18 protein-coding genes and 1 tRNA gene are annotated in these 14,933 nt (G+C 69.0%); 9 read left to right on the forward strand and 10 right to left on the reverse strand.

Annotated elements, in window-relative coordinates; genetic code table 11:
- Window positions 1–19: 19 nt before the first annotated feature.
- The 4 genes from EYR15_RS08655 (at window position 20) to EYR15_RS08670 (ending at window position 2,708) form a co-directional block, all read left to right on the forward strand.
- Complete coding sequence (locus EYR15_RS08655) at window positions 20–643, forward strand: class I SAM-dependent methyltransferase (RefSeq protein ID WP_131003047.1); 624 nt, start codon at window positions 20–22, stop codon at window positions 641–643.
- A 13-nt stretch (window positions 644–656) separates the two neighbouring features.
- The gene (locus tag EYR15_RS08660) at window positions 657–1,232 is read left to right on the forward strand and encodes an NADPH-dependent FMN reductase (RefSeq protein ID WP_131003049.1); all 576 of its coding nucleotides are present in this window, start codon (window positions 657–659) and stop codon (window positions 1,230–1,232) included.
- Window positions 1,229–1,924, forward strand: a complete 696-nt coding sequence (gene pyrF, locus EYR15_RS08665) for an orotidine-5'-phosphate decarboxylase (RefSeq protein ID WP_131003051.1) — start codon at window positions 1,229–1,231, stop codon at window positions 1,922–1,924. The genes EYR15_RS08660 and pyrF overlap by 4 nt, the downstream gene beginning before the upstream one ends.
- A gap of 151 nt (window positions 1,925–2,075) precedes the next feature.
- Window positions 2,076–2,708 (forward strand): response regulator transcription factor, encoded by a 633-nt coding sequence (locus EYR15_RS08670; RefSeq protein ID WP_131003053.1) that lies wholly within the window; start codon window positions 2,076–2,078, stop codon window positions 2,706–2,708.
- 4 nt (window positions 2,709–2,712) lie between these two features.
- Here EYR15_RS08670 and pheT read toward each other — a convergent pair whose 3' ends face one another.
- The 8 genes from pheT to EYR15_RS08710 all read right to left on the reverse strand — a co-directional run bounded on the left by pheT (window position 2,713) and on the right by EYR15_RS08710 (window position 9,718).
- A complete protein-coding gene (gene pheT / locus EYR15_RS08675; protein ID WP_131003055.1) occupies window positions 2,713–5,133 on the reverse strand; it encodes a phenylalanine--tRNA ligase subunit beta in 2,421 nt (806 codons plus the stop codon).
- Window positions 5,130–6,221, reverse strand: a complete 1,092-nt coding sequence (gene pheS, locus EYR15_RS08680; protein WP_131003057.1) for a phenylalanine--tRNA ligase subunit alpha — start codon at window positions 6,219–6,221, stop codon at window positions 5,130–5,132. Before pheS ends, pheT begins: the two co-directional genes overlap by 4 nt.
- A gap of 195 nt (window positions 6,222–6,416) precedes the next feature.
- A complete protein-coding gene (rplT, locus tag EYR15_RS08685) occupies window positions 6,417–6,779 on the reverse strand; it encodes a 50S ribosomal protein L20 (protein ID WP_131003059.1) in 363 nt (120 codons plus the stop codon).
- A gap of 54 nt (window positions 6,780–6,833) precedes the next feature.
- Window positions 6,834–7,031 carry a 50S ribosomal protein L35 gene (gene rpmI, locus EYR15_RS08690; RefSeq protein ID WP_131003061.1) on the reverse strand — a complete coding sequence of 66 codons (198 nt, stop codon included), beginning with the start codon at window positions 7,029–7,031 and terminating at the stop codon, window positions 6,834–6,836.
- Between the two features lie 191 nt (window positions 7,032–7,222).
- On the reverse strand, window positions 7,223–7,711 hold the full coding sequence (locus tag EYR15_RS08695; RefSeq protein ID WP_131003063.1) for a hypothetical protein: 489 nt from the start codon (window positions 7,709–7,711) through the stop codon (window positions 7,223–7,225).
- The gene (locus EYR15_RS08700; RefSeq protein WP_131003064.1) at window positions 7,711–7,917 is read right to left on the reverse strand and encodes a TOBE domain-containing protein; all 207 of its coding nucleotides are present in this window, start codon (window positions 7,915–7,917) and stop codon (window positions 7,711–7,713) included. Before EYR15_RS08700 ends, EYR15_RS08695 begins: the two co-directional genes overlap by 1 nt.
- Window positions 7,918–8,011: 94 nt before the next feature.
- A complete protein-coding gene (locus EYR15_RS08705) occupies window positions 8,012–8,812 on the reverse strand; it encodes a TSUP family transporter (protein WP_131003066.1) in 801 nt (266 codons plus the stop codon).
- Window positions 8,813–8,872: 60 nt separating this feature from the next.
- The gene (locus EYR15_RS08710; RefSeq protein ID WP_131003068.1) at window positions 8,873–9,718 is read right to left on the reverse strand and encodes a DUF1194 domain-containing protein; all 846 of its coding nucleotides are present in this window, start codon (window positions 9,716–9,718) and stop codon (window positions 8,873–8,875) included.
- A gap of 168 nt (window positions 9,719–9,886) precedes the next feature.
- Here EYR15_RS08710 and cdd point away from each other — a divergent pair, with 168 nt between their 5' ends.
- From cdd to upp, 4 genes are all read left to right on the forward strand, one after another.
- Window positions 9,887–10,297: a cytidine deaminase gene (cdd, locus tag EYR15_RS08715; protein ID WP_131003070.1), complete on the forward strand. Its 411-nt coding sequence runs from the start codon at window positions 9,887–9,889 to the stop codon at window positions 10,295–10,297.
- 7 nt (window positions 10,298–10,304) lie between these two features.
- On the forward strand, window positions 10,305–11,621 hold the full coding sequence (gene deoA / locus EYR15_RS08720) for a thymidine phosphorylase (RefSeq protein WP_131003287.1): 1,317 nt from the start codon (window positions 10,305–10,307) through the stop codon (window positions 11,619–11,621).
- Window positions 11,618–12,835 carry a phosphopentomutase gene (locus EYR15_RS08725; RefSeq protein WP_131003072.1) on the forward strand — a complete coding sequence of 406 codons (1,218 nt, stop codon included), beginning with the start codon at window positions 11,618–11,620 and terminating at the stop codon, window positions 12,833–12,835. The genes deoA and EYR15_RS08725 overlap by 4 nt, the downstream gene beginning before the upstream one ends.
- A 73-nt stretch (window positions 12,836–12,908) precedes the next feature.
- Window positions 12,909–13,538: a uracil phosphoribosyltransferase gene (upp, locus tag EYR15_RS08730; protein ID WP_131003073.1), complete on the forward strand. Its 630-nt coding sequence runs from the start codon at window positions 12,909–12,911 to the stop codon at window positions 13,536–13,538.
- A 4-nt stretch (window positions 13,539–13,542) separates the two neighbouring features.
- Here the strand turns inward: upp and EYR15_RS08735 are convergent, their stop codons facing one another.
- Both EYR15_RS08735 and EYR15_RS08740 read right to left on the reverse strand, forming a co-directional pair.
- On the reverse strand, window positions 13,543–14,016 hold the full coding sequence (locus EYR15_RS08735; RefSeq protein WP_342635539.1) for a disulfide bond formation protein B: 474 nt from the start codon (window positions 14,014–14,016) through the stop codon (window positions 13,543–13,545).
- Window positions 14,017–14,021: 5 nt separating this feature from the next.
- Window positions 14,022–14,603, reverse strand: a complete 582-nt coding sequence (locus EYR15_RS08740) for a YqaA family protein (RefSeq protein ID WP_131003077.1) — start codon at window positions 14,601–14,603, stop codon at window positions 14,022–14,024.
- A 238-nt stretch (window positions 14,604–14,841) separates the two neighbouring features.
- On the opposite strand from EYR15_RS08740, the gene EYR15_RS08745 reads away from it, so the two are divergent.
- Window positions 14,842–14,928, forward strand: a tRNA-Leu gene (locus EYR15_RS08745).
- The last annotated feature ends 5 nt before the right edge of the window (window positions 14,929–14,933 follow it).

Below are 14,933 nucleotides of genomic sequence, written 5' to 3' on the forward strand. Positions count from 1 at the left end.
ACCGGAGCCTGCGCCCGCGATGCTCGAGCCTGTCAGACCGACCTCACGTCGCCGGGTTGGGCGGCAGAAGGGCATCGACTTCACGGACGAGGCTCGATTCCTCAAGTCATGGCTCGATAAGCCGCTCGTCACCGGGGCGGTCAGCCCGTCCGGCAAGGCGCTGGCGCGGATGATGGCGCGCTACGTCGATCCAGCGGAACCGGGTTTCGTCCTTGAGATAGGCCCTGGCACGGGCCCCGTGACCGAAGCGCTGATCGAGCGCGGCGTGCCGCCGGAGCGACTGGTCCTCGTCGAATTCAACGAAGAATTCGTGCCGCTCCTGCAGCGCCGCTTTCCGGGCGTCACGGTCATTCAGGGCGACGCCTACGCCGCGAGCCAGACGCTTGCCGGACGACTCAACCAGCCGCTCACGGCGACGGTTTCGAGCCTGCCGCTGCTGACCAAGCCCGTGCGCCAACGTGTTCGTCTGTTGGACGACTGTTTCGACATTTCCCGGCCGGGCGCTCCCTTCATCCAGTTCACATACGGGCTGACCCCGCCGATCCCACGCGAAGCGATTGGCTTGACCACCGCAGTCGGCTCTCCGCGCGTCTGGCTGAACCTGCCGCCGGCGCGCGTCTGGATCTACCGCCGGCCCGTGTGAGCCGGATTATCCCATGCCAAAGATCGTCGTTCTCGCGGGCTCCGTTCGCGCCGGCTCGTGGAACGAGAAGCTCGCCGCGGCCGCGGCCCGTGCGCTCGCTGAGAAGGGCGCGGATGTCTCGCACATCTCGCTGAAGGACTACGCGCTTCCGCTTTACGACGCCGATCTTCAGACGCGCTCCGGCGTGCCCGACGCCGCAAAGCGGCTGGTCGACCTGTTCCTCGACCATCAGGGCGTATTCGTCGCAAGCCCCGAATACAATGCGAGCTTCGCGCCGCTTCTGAAAAACACGTTCGACTGGATGTCGCGTGAGAATCGCGAGGGCCTGCCTCCTCTGCCCGCGTTCAAGCGCCGCGTGTTCGCGCTGGGCGCCGTTACGAGCGGCGCCATGGGCGGTTATCGCGGCCTGACGCAGCTTCGCCAGATGATGGAGCTCGGCCTCGGCGCGCTCGTGCTGCCGCAGATGGCGGTGGTTCCAAACGCGGCCGAGGCCTTCGACGAGGGAGGACGCTTCGCTAACCCCCGAACAGCCGGCGTATTCGACGCGGTGTTGACCTCACTTCTTGACGTCTCGGAACGCATGGCATGAGCGACCCTCGTAACAGGCTGATCGTCGGCCTCGACGTAGCGACCACCGAGGAGGCCGAAGCGCTGGTCCAGCGGCTCGGCGACTCCGTGATTTTCTACAAGATCGGCTTCGAGCTCGCGGTCGCAGGCGGCTTGGTGCTCGCCGAGAAGCTCGCTCATTCCGGCAAGAAGGTCTTCGTCGACCTCAAGCTCCACGACATCGGCGCCACGGTGGAAAAGGCGACCCGTAACGTCGCCCGGCTGGGCGCGTCGATCCTTACCGTCCACGCTTATCCGCAGACTCTTCGCGCGGCGGCGGAGGGGCGCGGCGACAGCGAGCTCAAGGTGCTGGGGGTCACGGTGCTGACCTCGTGGGACGCCGAAGACGTGCGCGAGGCGGGCTTCTCCGAGAGCCCCGAAGAGCTGGTCGCGCGCCGCGTCAGGCACGCTCACGACGCCGGCGTCGACGGCGTGATCTGCGCGCCGACCGACCTGGCCGTCGTTCGCAAGATCGCGCCGAGCCCGTTTCTGGCCGTAACGCCGGGAGTGCGGCCCGCAGGCACGGCTCTTGGCGACCAGAAGCGCGTAGCGACGCCTGGCGAAGCCATTCGCGCCGGGGCCGACAGGCTCGTCGTCGCGCGGCCGATCATCGCCGCGGCGGACCCTCGTGCTGCGGCGGAAGCCATCGTAGAAGAGATCGCGGCTGCGGGCTGAGGTTGCAAATCTGCGGCGGCAAAACCTCAGTCGCCGTGAATTTAATAGGGTCGTAGGCCGGATGCTTGCGTGATCAAACCGCATCGCGCAGTAGTGGCCCGCTAGCCATCCGAGTTTAGACGTATGGCGGCGCTCGCGTGGAGGAACGCGGATGCCGGGTAAAGAGGACCTGCGCCGGACAGTCTGTGTCGTCGATGACGACGAGACGATTCGCGAAGTCCTCGCCACCATCTTCGGGGCGGAGGGGTTCGGCGTCTCCGTCTTCGAGAGCGGCGAAGACTTTCTCGCTTATTCTTTCGACGTCCCGCCCGCCTGCGTGCTGCTCGACGTTCTGATGCCGGGTAAATCCGGCCTCGACGTGCTGAAAGAGTTTAGCGGGCGCAGCGCGGGCGCGCCCGTCATCATGATCTCCGGCTCCGCGGATATCCCGATGGCGGTCGACGCCATCCGCCACGGGGCGCTGGATTTCATCGAGAAACCGTTCGATCCCTTCGCCATCGTGGGCCGGGTGGGGGAAGCGCTCGCCGCTTCAGGCGCTCGCGCAGCGGCCGGCGACCAGAGCCGCAACGCCGACGAAGTGGCGGGCGCAGAGATGCTGACGCCGCGCGAGCGCGAGGTCCTGGTGCTGATCGCCGCCGGTCAGTCGAACAAGGAGGCCGGGCGTGAACTCGGCATCAGCCCGCGCACCATCGAGGTCCACCGCGCGCGCATCATGGAGAAGCTCGGCGCCAAGAACGCCGCCGACCTCGTGCGCATCGTGATGTCGGCCTCGGACCAGCGCTAAAGCGTCAGCCGCGCAGCGTCGCTCCGGTCGCCTTCGTCACGTGCGCGACGATCTTCTCCGCAATCGCCTCGATCTCGGCGTCCGTCAGCGTCTTCTCGCGCGGCTGGAGGGTGACGGCGATGGCGAGGGAGACCTTACCCTCCGGAACGCCCGGCCCCTCATAACGATCGAACAGCGTGACCTCGGTCACGAGCTTGCGGTCCGTCGCCAGCGCCGCGCGGATCAGTTCTGCTGCAGGCACCTCGCGGCCGACGATGAACGCGAAGTCGCGGTTGAGCGGCTGGAGCGCGGAGCCCTCGAACGGCGGCTTGGCGCGGGTCGGCTTCGCCCTCGGCTGCGGCAGCGCGTCGAGGGTCAGTTCGAAGCCGACGAGTGGCCCGCTAACGCCAAGCGCCTGAAGCGTACGCGGATGAAGTTCGCCGAACGCGCCGAGGATGAGCTTGGGGCCGAGCTGGAGCGCGGCCGAGCGGCCAGGGTGGAACCATGAAGGGGCCGAGCCTTGCGCGATCTGCACCGCGCCGGCGGCGAGGCCGAGGGCCGCGAGGACCGCAAGCGCGTCGCCCTTGGCGTCGAACGCGTCGACGGGAAGCGTCGCCTCACCCCAATGGCGGCCTGCGCCGCGCGCCTTGGCCGTCCCGCGACGAACCCCGGCCGCCGCCATGCGCTGATCCTCCGGTCGGTCGCTAAGGAAGGTCTGGCCGACCTCGAACAAAGCGACGTCGCTTGAAGCTCTGTCGGCGTTGCGCTGCGCGGCCGCGATAAGCGCCGGCAGCAGGCTCGGGCGCATGTCGGAGAGCTCGGCGGAGATCGGGTTCGCGAGCGCGAGCTCGGCCGCGCCGCCGCCAAAGGCTTCGGCCTGCGCCTTCGAGACGAACGACCACGTGACCGCCTCGACGAGGCCGCGGGCGGCGAGCGTCCGGCGGGCGTTGCGCGCGCGGCGCTGCACGATCCCGAGGCGCGCTCCGGCGGCGCTCGTCATGGCCGGCAGCGGCTTCGCCTCCACCCGGTCGAGACCGACGATGCGGATGACCTCCTCGACGAGGTCGGCCTTGCCCTCGACGTCGGGCCGCCAGCTCGGGACCGAGACCTTGAGCCGGTCGCCCACGCCCGTGACCCAGAAGCCGAGCATCGAGAGCGGCGTCTTCACCTCCGCCGGCGTGACGGCGAGACCGGTGAGGCGCGTCACCTCGGAGATCGGGAAATCGATGATCAGGTCGCGCGCCGGGACCTCGCCTGCGGTCGCGACCTCCGACGGCGCGCCGCCGCAGAAGTCGAGGATGAACTGGGTCGCGACGTTGAGGCCCGGAAGCGCGAATTCCGGATCGACGCCGCGCTCGAAGCGGTGGCGGGCGTCGGTGTTGACGTTGAGAGCGCGTCCCGTGCGGGCGATCGCCAGCGGGTCCCACAACGCGCTCTCGATCAGCACGTCGGTCGTGGTCTCGTCGCACCCGGTCGCTGCGCCGCCGATCACGCCGGCGATCGAGAGCACGCCGCTGTCGTCGGCGATCACGCACATCGTCTCATCGAGCGCGTAGGTCTTGCCGTCGAGCGCCGCCAGCGTCTCGCCGGCACGCCCGCGCCGAACCACAAGATCGCCTCTCACCTTGGCCGCGTCGAACACGTGGAGCGGCCGGGCGCGGTCGAAGGCGAGATAATTGGTGACGTCGACCAGCGCGTTGATCGGCTTCGAGCCGATCGACTTCAGCCGGCGGCGCAGCCATTCTGGGGACTGGCCGTTCTTCACGCCGCGCACCATCCGCAGCGCGAAGAACGGCGACAGCGGCTCCGTGTCGCCGAAATCGAAGCGGACGTTTACGGGGCAGGGGAACTCGCCGCGGATCACCGCCGTCAGCGGATCACGCAGCTCGCCGATCTCGGCGGCGTGCAGGTCGCGCGCGACGCCGTGGACGCCGAGGCAATCCGGCCGGTTCGGCGTAACAGCGATCTCGATGACCGGGTCGTCGAGGCCGACGAAGGGCGCGAACGGCCGTCCGACGGGCGAGCCCTCGGGCAGCTCCATGATGCCGTCATGCTCGTCGCCGAGCCCGAGCTCCCGCGAGGAGCACAGCATGCCGGCGGAAGGGACGCCACGGATCTCGGACGCGCCGAGCTTCACGCCGCTGGCGGGGATCACGGTGCCCGGCGCCGCGAACACGACCTTCAGTCCCGCCCGCGCATTCGGCGCGCCGCAGACGACCTGCAAAGGCGCGCCGCGGCCGACATCGACCATGCAGACTTGCAGCTTGTCGGCGTTCGGGTGCCGATTCGCCTCAAGGATGTGTCCGACGACGAAGGCCGAGAGCTCTCCGGCCTTGTCGTCGACATGCTCGACCTCAAGCCCGACGCGGGTCAGGGTCTCGGTGACCGCGACCAGATCGGCGTCGCCGCCGAGATGCTCTTTAAGCCAGGAGAGGGAGAATTTCACGACGACAATCCCCCGGCGAGGCTCGGCACGTCGAGCGGGCGGAAGCCGTAATGGGAGAGCCAGCGGGCGTCGGCGGCGAACAGATCGCGCAGATCCGGCATGCCGTATTTCAGCATCGCGATGCGGTCGATCCCCATGCCCCAGGCGAAGCCCTGCCACGCGTCAGGATCGAGTCCACAGTTCCGCAGCACGTTCGGATGCACCATCCCGCATCCGAGGATCTCCAGCCAGTCGTCGCCCTCGCCGATGCGGATCTCGTTGGCCAACTTGCGGCAGCGGACGTCGACCTCCATCGACGGTTCGGTGAAGGGGAAGAAGGACGGCCGGAAGCGCAGCTCGACCGACGGCACTTCGAAGAAGGTCTTGAGGAACTCCTCCAACACCCATTTGAGCTGGCCGAGATTGGCGTCGCGGTCGATCACCAAACCCTCGACCTGGTGGAACATCGGCGTGTGCGTCTGGTCCATGTCGAAGCGGTAGGTGCGGCCGGGGCAGATCACGCGGATCGGCGGCGCCTTGTCCTGCATGGTGCGGATCTGCACAGGGCTGGTGTGCGTGCGCAGCAGCAGGCGCTCGCCGTTCTCCTTCTGCGGCAGGAAGAACGTGTCGTGCATTTCCCGTGCGGGGTGGCCGACGGGAAAGTTCAGCTTGGTGAAGTTCAGGTCGTCGGTCTCGATGTCCGGGCCTTCCGCGACCGAGAATCCCATCGCGGAGAAGATCGCGATCAGTTCGTCCGTGACTTGGGAGACCGGGTGGATACGGCCGGTCTCGAGCCCGCTCTCGCGCAAGGGGAGAGAGACGTCGAGCGTCTCGGCCTTCAGCCGCGCGTCGAGCGCGGCGTCGGCGAGCGCGGTCTTCTTGGCCGTAAGCGCTTCCGTGACCCGATCGCGAAGCGCGTTCAGCGCCGGCCCGACGATCTTACGCTGCTCGGGGTCCATCCCGCCGAGCGTCTTCATCTTCTCCGAGACGGAGCCCTTCTTGCCGAGCGCCGCGACGCGCACGGCTTCGAGCGCAGCCTCGTCGACCGCGGCTTCGACGGCTGCGAGCACGTCCGCTTCGAGGGCGTTAAGATGGTCGATGTCGGTCATCGCAAGGTGATACGCCCGAGCGCCGAAACGAAAAAGGGGCGCCAAGCGCCCCCTGCCGTCATTCCGGGCTTGTCCCGGAATCCATTTCCTCCACGGTCAGTCCAGTCCGGCGTCGACTGCGGAAATGGGCCCCGGCGCCTCGGCCGGGACGACGTCGCGGATTACTGGGAGCGCCATGCGGCGTCCCGCAAGACCTCACGCGCTGGGAAGCGCGGCCTTGGCCTTCTCGGCGATTGCAGCGAAGGCCGCCGGCTCGGCGATCGCGAGCTCGGACATCATCCGGCGGTCGACTTCGATGCCGGCGAGGGAGAGGCCCGCGATGAAGCGCGAATAGGTCAGGCCATGCTCGCGCACGGCGGCGTTGATGCGCTGGATCCAGAGAGCCCGAAACGTCCGCTTCTTGTTCTTGCGGTCGCGGTAGGCGTACTGCATCGACCGATCGACGGCGGCCTTCGCCGCGCGGATCGTATTCTTGCGGCGGCCGTAAAAGCCCTTCGCCGCATCAAGCGTCTTCTTGTGTTTGGCGTGGGACGTAACGCCCCGTTTCACGCGAGCCATGGTCTATCTCTCAAGCGTCTGAATGGTGGGGATGAAGCGCTAAGCGGTCTGAACTCAGCCGTAAGGCAGGAACGTCCTGACGATCCGCGCGTCCTGCGGGGTCAGGATGGTCGTGCCCCGCTGGTTGCGGATCTGCTTGTTGGTGCGCTTGATCATGCCGTGGCGCTTGCCGGCCTGAGCCGAGATGACCTTGCCGGTCCCGGTGAAGCGGAAGCGTTTCTTCGCCGCCGACTTCGACTTGATCTTGGGCATTTCGCTCTCCGAACGTTGAAGAGGCCCCGTCGGTCGGCCATCCTCCAGCCGTTTGAGCGGCTGGCGGGGGTCGGCTCGAGGGGCCTGAGCATTACGCGCGCCACGGCAGCCCATAACCGGCCGGGCCCGCGCGGAAGCCGGGCTTATAGTCGGACCCCCTCCGATTTGCAACGCCGAAGGAGCAGGTCGTCCTATTGCGGCGGCGTAATCGCCACGCCGACGCTGCGGCCGGGAGCGTTGCTGATCTGAAGCGTCACCGGACCGGCCTTCAACTCGTAGCGCAGCGACTTGCGCGCGCCCTCGCAGTCCTTCACGCCGGAGAACGCCGCTGGCTTCAGCGCGGCCCCATCCTGCACCAGATCGGTCCAGGCGGGTTCGGACAGGGTGACCTGGTAGGTCCCGGCCTTCGCCTCGAAACGCAGCGAACCGTTCTGGGCCGCCGTCGCCGGCGCGCGTTCCGGCGGGAGCGCGAAGCCGGCCGCGTCGAGCGGTCCGAGCTTCAGCCGCAGGCCGACAGGACCGTCGAGCGCGATGGTGGCGCCGCTGTCCTGCCAATTCGCGGCTTCCAGCAGAGCGATGTCCGCCGCGATCGGCCATTTGAACGCGCCGCAGCCGCCGGTCTCCGCGGCGGCGGCCGGCGTCGCGATCAGGATAGCGGCGAGGGCGAGGCGCCAGCGCATCACTCGACCGCGACCAGAACGTCGGAGGCCTTGATCACGACGTAGGCCGATTTGCCCGGCTCGAGGCCAAGATCGTCGACGGCTGCGTTGGTGATGGAGGCGGTCACGATCTGCCCGCCGATGTCGACCTTCACATGGGCGGTGGTGGCGCCCTTCGAGACTTCGGTGACGACGCCTTTGAGCTGGTTGCGCGCGCTGATCTTCATGGCTGGCGATCCTTATCGAGAATGGGGGGAGGGGCCCGCGACCAGGCGGGCGAACCGTCCAAAGCGTCCATCGACGCGGGTCGGCCGCTTGGACCTAACGGGCGACCATCGCCCAGAAAGCCGCTCCGACCGGATGGCTGCGATCCAGCATGAGCCGCAGCGCAAGCGCAAGCGCGACGACGACGAGCAGCGGCTTCACCAGCCGCACCCCGTGTTTCAGCGCAAGCCCCGAGCCGATGCGGGCGCCGATCATCGTGCCGGCGGCCATAGCGAGGCCGGCCGACCAGACGACGGAGCCGGCGAGGATGAAGACCAGAAGGCCCGAGAGGTTCGAGGCGAGGTTCAGGAGCTTGGTGTGCGCGACCGCGCGAACAGCGCCGAAGCCGAGGAAGGCGACCAGCCCGATCATGTAGAACGAGCCCGCGCCGGGGCCGAACAGGCCGTCATAGACGCCGATCGGAAACCCCACGAACGCCGCGAACGCGCCTGATCCCAGGCGGGCGTGGGCGTCGACGTCGGACATCTGCGGGCCGAAGGCGAAGTAGAGCGCGACGCCGATCAGCAGGAAGGGCAGCGCGGTCCGCATCGCCTCGACCGGCGCGACCGCCACAAGGGCGGCGCCGGTCGCCGCGCCCACAAACGCCGAAATCGCCAGAAGCCAGATCGACTTCGATTGCAGGTCGAGCATGCCGGCCTTGGCGAAGCGCGACGTCGAGACGACGAGGCCGAGCGCGCCCTGCAGCTTGTTGGTCGCGATCGCGGCGGTGGGATCAAGGCCGCCGAGCAGCAGCGCCGGCACGGTGATCAACCCGCCGCCGCCCGCGATGGCGTCGACCGCGCCGGCGACGACTCCGACGGCCGCGAAGAGCAGGAGGGCTTCGATGGAGAGGGACACTGGCGGCGCGGGTCTCGAAATAGGAGCCTGCTCTTAGCGGCTTTCGCCGCCTGCGCCACCTCAGTTGCCAAATCGGTCGCGCCAGAGCCCCTCGCCAGCGAGGCAGTCCGCTTTCGGTTGAGCCGCGGCCGGCAGCGCGTTCGGAGCGCCAGGCGGGAATGGCGTCTCGGAACCCGGCCCGGCGATCTCCATCACGAGCTTTGAGCGCACCGCGTCGGGGAACTGCGCGACGGACCGCACCGGCAGCACGAAGGCCCCGGGCCCGCCGATGACGCAGTCGCGGTAGTAAACGTCGAGGTCGCCGATGTCGGAGACGCCGAGCATCGGGCGCTTCAGCATCAAAGGCAGGCCGTTGATGACGACGCCGCCGTCGATCAGTTCGTCGCGCATGGCCTCGATCGGCGGGCCCTGATTGTTCGGGCCATCGCCGGAAACGTCGATCACCCGGCGCATCGCCTTGAACCCGCTCGCTTCGAACATCTTCGCGCCATAGAGCAGAGCGCTCGAAATCGACGTGCGGTAGGCGCGCCTGAGCGGCTCGCCCGCAAGGCGGTTCGCGAAGGCCGCGGCGGTCTCCGGGCCGTCGATCAGCGTCCAGGGCACGAGGACGCGCTGTTCGTCCGAGCCGGCCCACTCGACATAAGCGAGCGCGATGCGCCCCGTCACGCCGTCGCGGATGGCGTCGAGCACCGGAGGCGAGGTCAAGGCCGCGACATAGCCGTCGCGCTGCACCCTCTGCTCCTCGGTGTCCATGGAGTAGGAGACGTCGACCGCGAGCACGAGTTCGAGGTCGACCTCCGGCGCGGCCTTTGGCGCATCAGCGAAAGAGGGGACGGCGAAAAGCGCGATGGCGAGCGCCGCGACCGCGCTCAGCGCGGCGCTTCGGCCGATCGGGGTTGCGGACATGGCCGGCCTCCCTCTCGCTCGCCGTGCGCCCAAGAGCGCCCGACAATTAGCTGACCAGACGATGACGCAAGGGCGATCGGCCCGCCAGCGGATAGAGTGGGCGCCGCCGCCGCTTCCTTCGGCGCCGTCCGCCGCGCTATCGTCGCTTTCGCCAGACGAAGGACCCGCATGACCGACGACGCGATCGACGCCCTGTTCCGCGCGGCGGAGGCTGCCCGCGCTCATGCCTATGCGCCCTATTCCCGCTTTGCCGTCGGCGCTGCGCTCGTCACGCCGGACGGCGCGGTCCACGCCGGCTGCAACGTCGAGAACGCCGCCTATCCCGTCGGCGCCTGCGCGGAGGCCGGCGCCATTTCCGCGATGGTCGCCGGCGGCAGCCGCGCGATCGCGGCGATCCTCGTGCTCGGCGACGGGGAGGGCCTGTGTACGCCCTGCGGCGCCTGCCGCCAGCGCATCCGCGAGTTCGGGGCCGAGGATACGCCGATCATCGTCGCAGGGCCCGAGGGCGTGCGCCGCCGATTTACGCTGGGCGAACTGCTGCCCGTGAGCTTTGGGCCGGAGAATCTGGCGCGTGGCTGAGGCGGGCCTGCTGCCGCAGGAGATCATCCGCGCCAAGCGCGACGGGGGAGCTCTGACGCCTGCCGAGATCGACGCGATCGTCGACGGGATCGTCTCCGGCCGCCTCACCGATGCGCAGGTCGGCGCCTTCGCCATGGCGGCCTTCCTGAAAGGGCTCGACCGCGACGAGACGGTTGCGCTCACCCGCGCCATGACCTTTTCGGGCGAAACGCTTGACTGGCCGGATGCCGCCGGCCCCGTGCTCGACAAGCATTCGACGGGCGGCGTCGGCGACACGGTGAGCCTGCTGCTCGCCCCCGCGCTCGCCGCCTGCGGGGCGACGACGCCCATGATCGCCGGGCGCGGCCTCGGTCATACCGGCGGCACGCTCGACAAGCTCGACGCCATTCCGGGCTACGTCACGCAGCCGGACGTCGCGACCTTGCGCAAGGCGGTAGCGGCGGCCGGCTGCGCCATCGTCGGGCAGACCGCCGCCGTAGCGCCGGCCGACAAGCGCCTTTACGCCGTCCGCGACGTCACCGCGACGGTTGAATCGATCCCGCTGATCACCGCCTCGATCCTGTCGAAGAAGCTCGCCGCCGGGCTGTTCGGCCTCGTGATGGACGTGAAGACCGGATCGGGCGCTTTCATGCCGACGCACGCTTTGTCCCTTGAGCTCGCGCGCTCGATCGTCGAGGTCGCGAACGGCGCCGGCCTGAAGACGGTCGCTCTGCTGACCGACATGGACGAACCGCTCGCCCCCGTCGCCGGCAACGCGCTCGAGACGCTGCATGCGATCAAGCTGCTCGCCGGCCGGCGGCAGGACGCGCGGCTCGTGGACGCCACGGTCGCGCTCGGGGGCGAGGCGCTGGCGCTGGGAGGGCTTGCGGCGGATGCGGAGGAGGGCCGGACGATGATCGCCAGGGCGATGGCCTCCGGCGAAGCGGCGGAGCGCTTCGGCCGCATGTGCGCCGCGCTCGGCGGGCCTGCCGACATCGTCGAGCGGCCGCGCAACCATCTCGCGGAGGCGCCGATCGTGCTGGAGGTCTTCGCCAAAGCCGAGGGCGTCGTCGCCAAAGTCGCCACGCGGACGCTCGGTCTGGCCGTCGTGGCGCTCGGCGGCGGTCGCACCCGGGCGGACGATAGGATCGACTCCGCCGTCGGCCTCGACCGGCTGGCCGGCGTCGGCGACGCCGTCGGTCCGGACCGGCCGCTCGCAATCGTCCATGCGCGGGACGAGGCAGGCGCCGAGCGGGCCGCGGCCGCCGTCCGCGACGCCTATGCGCTCGCCGACGCCGGCGCCACGCCGTCGCGCGCAAAGCTGATCCAGGAGCGCATCGCGTGACCCGCGCGCTGCTGATCGTGCTCGATTCGGTCGGGATCGGCGGAGCGCCGGACGCCGCGCGCTTCGGCGACGAGGGCGGCGACACGGTCGGCCACATCGCCGAGGCCTGCGCGGAAGGTCGGGGCGATCGTGACGGTCTTCGCAAGGGGCCGCTCCGCGTTCCGAACCTCGTGGCTCTCGGCCTCGGCGAGGCCTGCCGGCTCGCGACCGGCCGCACGCCGCCCGGCCTCGAAGGCGGGGCGACGACCGGGCTCTGGGGCGCGGCGGAAGAGGTGTCTTCCGGAAAGGACACGCCTTCCGGCCATTGGGAAATCGCCGGACAGCCCGTGCCCTTCGACTGGATCTATTTCCCGAAGACCGAGCCAAGCTTCCCGAAGGCGCTGACCGACGCGCTGATCGCGGCGGGCGATCTGCCGGGCATCCTCGGGGACCGTCACGCCTCCGGCACAGCGATCATCGCGGAGCTCGGCGAGGAGAGCGTGCGGACGGGGAAGCCAATCGTCTACACCTCCGCCGATTCCGTGCTGCAGATCGCGGCGCACGAAGAGGCTTTCGGCCTCGAGCGGCTGCTCGCGCTCTGCGAGACCGCCCGCGGCCTGCTCGACCGCCGCGTCGGCCGCGTGATCGCTCGACCGTTCCTCGGCGCCGACGCCGCGAGCTTCCGACGCACGGCCAACCGCCGCGACTACGCTGTGCCGCCGCCCGGCCCGACCCTTCTCGCTCGCGCCACCACCGCCGGACGCGAGGTCGTCTCGGTCGGCAAGATCGGCGACATCTTCGCGCATGAAGGCACGGGCCAGATAGTGAAGGCGGCCGGCAATGCCGCTTTGCTCGACGCCGCCCTGTCAGCCTTCCGCGGCTTGGCTGATGGCGGCCTGGCGTTCGTCAACCTGATCGACTTCGACACCGAGTTCGGCCATCGCCGCGACGTGGCCGGCTACGCCGCCGCGCTCGAAGCCTTCGACACGCGCATACCCGACATCCGCGCAGCGCTCTTTCCCGGCGATCTCTGCGTGATCACCGCGGACCACGGCTGCGACCCCACCTGGCTCGGCGCCGACCACACTCGCGAGCGCGTGCCGGTGCTGGCGTTCGGGCCTGATGTGGAGGCGGGGACGATCGGGCTGCGCAGGACCCTCGCAGACATCGGCGCGACGCTCGGCGCGCATCTCGGCCTGGGGCCAGGGCCGCATGGCGCTTCGTGGCTGGGATAGCCGCTTGTTCCGCCAAACCCGCTCCGGTACGACGTTGGCGTCACACGCAAATCATCCTGGGAGCCTCGCGGGCATGGCCGAAGTCACTGTCTGCGACCACCCGCTCGTGCAGCACAAGCTGACGCTGCTGCGCGAAAAGCATCGGTCGACGGCGAACTTCCGGCAGGTGCTGCGCGAGCTCTCGCTGCTGCTCGCTTATGAGGTGACGCGCGACCTGCCGGTCGAACTCGTGGAGATCGAGACCCCGCTGAAGGCGATGCAGGCGCCGATGCTGGCGGGCAAGAAGCTGGTCTTCGCCTCGATCCTCAGGGCCGGCAACGGGCTCGTGGATGGCATGCTCGATCTCGTGCCTTCCGCGCGTGTCGCTCACGTCGGCATCTATCGCGATCACGACACGCTCGAGGCGCGGCGCTACTTCTTCAAGGCGCCGGCGGATCTCGGAGAGCGCATCGTCATCGTGGTCGATCCGATGCTCGCGACCGGCAATTCCGCGACCGACGCGATCGACGCGCTGAAGGCGGAGGGCGCGGTCGACCTGCGCTTCCTGTGCCTGCTCGCGGCCCCGGAAGGCGTCGCGCGGCTGTCCGCTGCCCATCCGGACGTGCCGATCTTCACCGCCGCGATCGACCACCGACTGAACGAGAACGGCTATATCGAGCCCGGCCTCGGCGACGCCGGCGATCGTCTCTACGGCACGAAGTGAGGTCTCAGACCCGTCTTCCGCGGACGCCCCAGATGGCGATCGCGGCGAGCGCGGCCGAAATCAGCCCGCTGTAGCCCGCAAGCGATATGCCGAGCAGCCGCCAGGCCGCGCGATCACAGGGCACGATCCGCGTGGTCCGCATCTGCTCGAGCAGGCCGCCCGCCGAAGTCGGCGCCGCGTCAGCGCCCGCACAACTCGTCGGTCCCGGCCAAAAACTCCACTCGACGCCGGCGTGATAGGCGCTGAGCACGGCTCCGCCAGCAAACAACAGGCCTGCCAGCGCCAGCGGCGCGCGGCCTTTCGGTCCAAGCCCGGCTGCGAAAAGCGCGAGCGGAACGCCGAGGTAGTACGGCCAGCGTTCCCACAGGCAGAGCATACAGGGCACGTAGCCGAAGCCGTGCTCGAAGACGAGCGCGCCGCCGACGGTCGCTGCGGCGAGCACCCCAATGGCGAGACCGGCGATGCGGACGGCGGACACGCGGATCAGACCACGTATTTCACCACGACGAAGCCGCCGACCACGAACACCAGCAGGATGATCGTCGCGAGTTCGAGCCTCTTTTCGATGAACTCACGGACGGGCTCGCCGTAGCGCTTGAGCAGCCACCCGACGACCAGGAACCGCAGCGTCCGCGACACGGCCGATAGCGCCATGAAGAGGAAGAAATTGTAGCCTGCGAAGCCCGATGTGATCGTGACCAGCTTGTAGGGAATCGGCGTCAGGCCCTTCAGCAGGATGATCCACAGCCCGTAATGGGCATAGGTCTCCCGAAAAGCCTCCATCTTGTCGCCGTAGCCGTAGAGATTGATGATCCATAGCCCCACGCTGTCATAGAGCAGCGCGCCGATCGCGTAGCCGAGCGCGCCGCCCATCGTGGACGCGAGCCCGCAGAGGAGCGCGAGGTAATAGCCGCGCTCCGGCCGTGCGATGGTCATCGGCACGAGCAGGATGTCGGGCGGGAGCGGGAAGAACGAGGCTTCCGCGAAGGCCACTCCGAAGAGAGCGCGGTCGGCGTGCTTGCCCGCGGCGAGCGACAGCGTCCAGGCGTAAAGACGTCTGAGCATTCCCGGCCTTTCGGAAAGCGCGCCGGCGCGAGGATCACGCAGCCGGATGGGGGACGACTTGTGGACCACTATGCGCGTCCGGTTTGTGAACGCGCCGTAAAGTCCCGCGTCACGAGGCCTAGAGTTTCAGCGACCTCGACGCAAGCGCGCAGGAGCGCGCCGACGCTCACGATTGACAGGCGCGGGGCCTGTCGACATCGTGCGCGCCGCTCGCGCCGCCAGCGCGAGGCTTTCCGGCGCGGGCGTGGCGGAACTGGTAGACGCGCCGGACTCAAAATCCGGTTCTGGAGACAGAGTGTCGGTTCGAGCCCGACCGCCCGCACCACATCT

Source organism: Hansschlegelia quercus (genome assembly GCF_004310425.1).
GTDB lineage: Bacteria > Pseudomonadota > Alphaproteobacteria > Rhizobiales > Methylopilaceae > Methylopila > Methylopila quercus.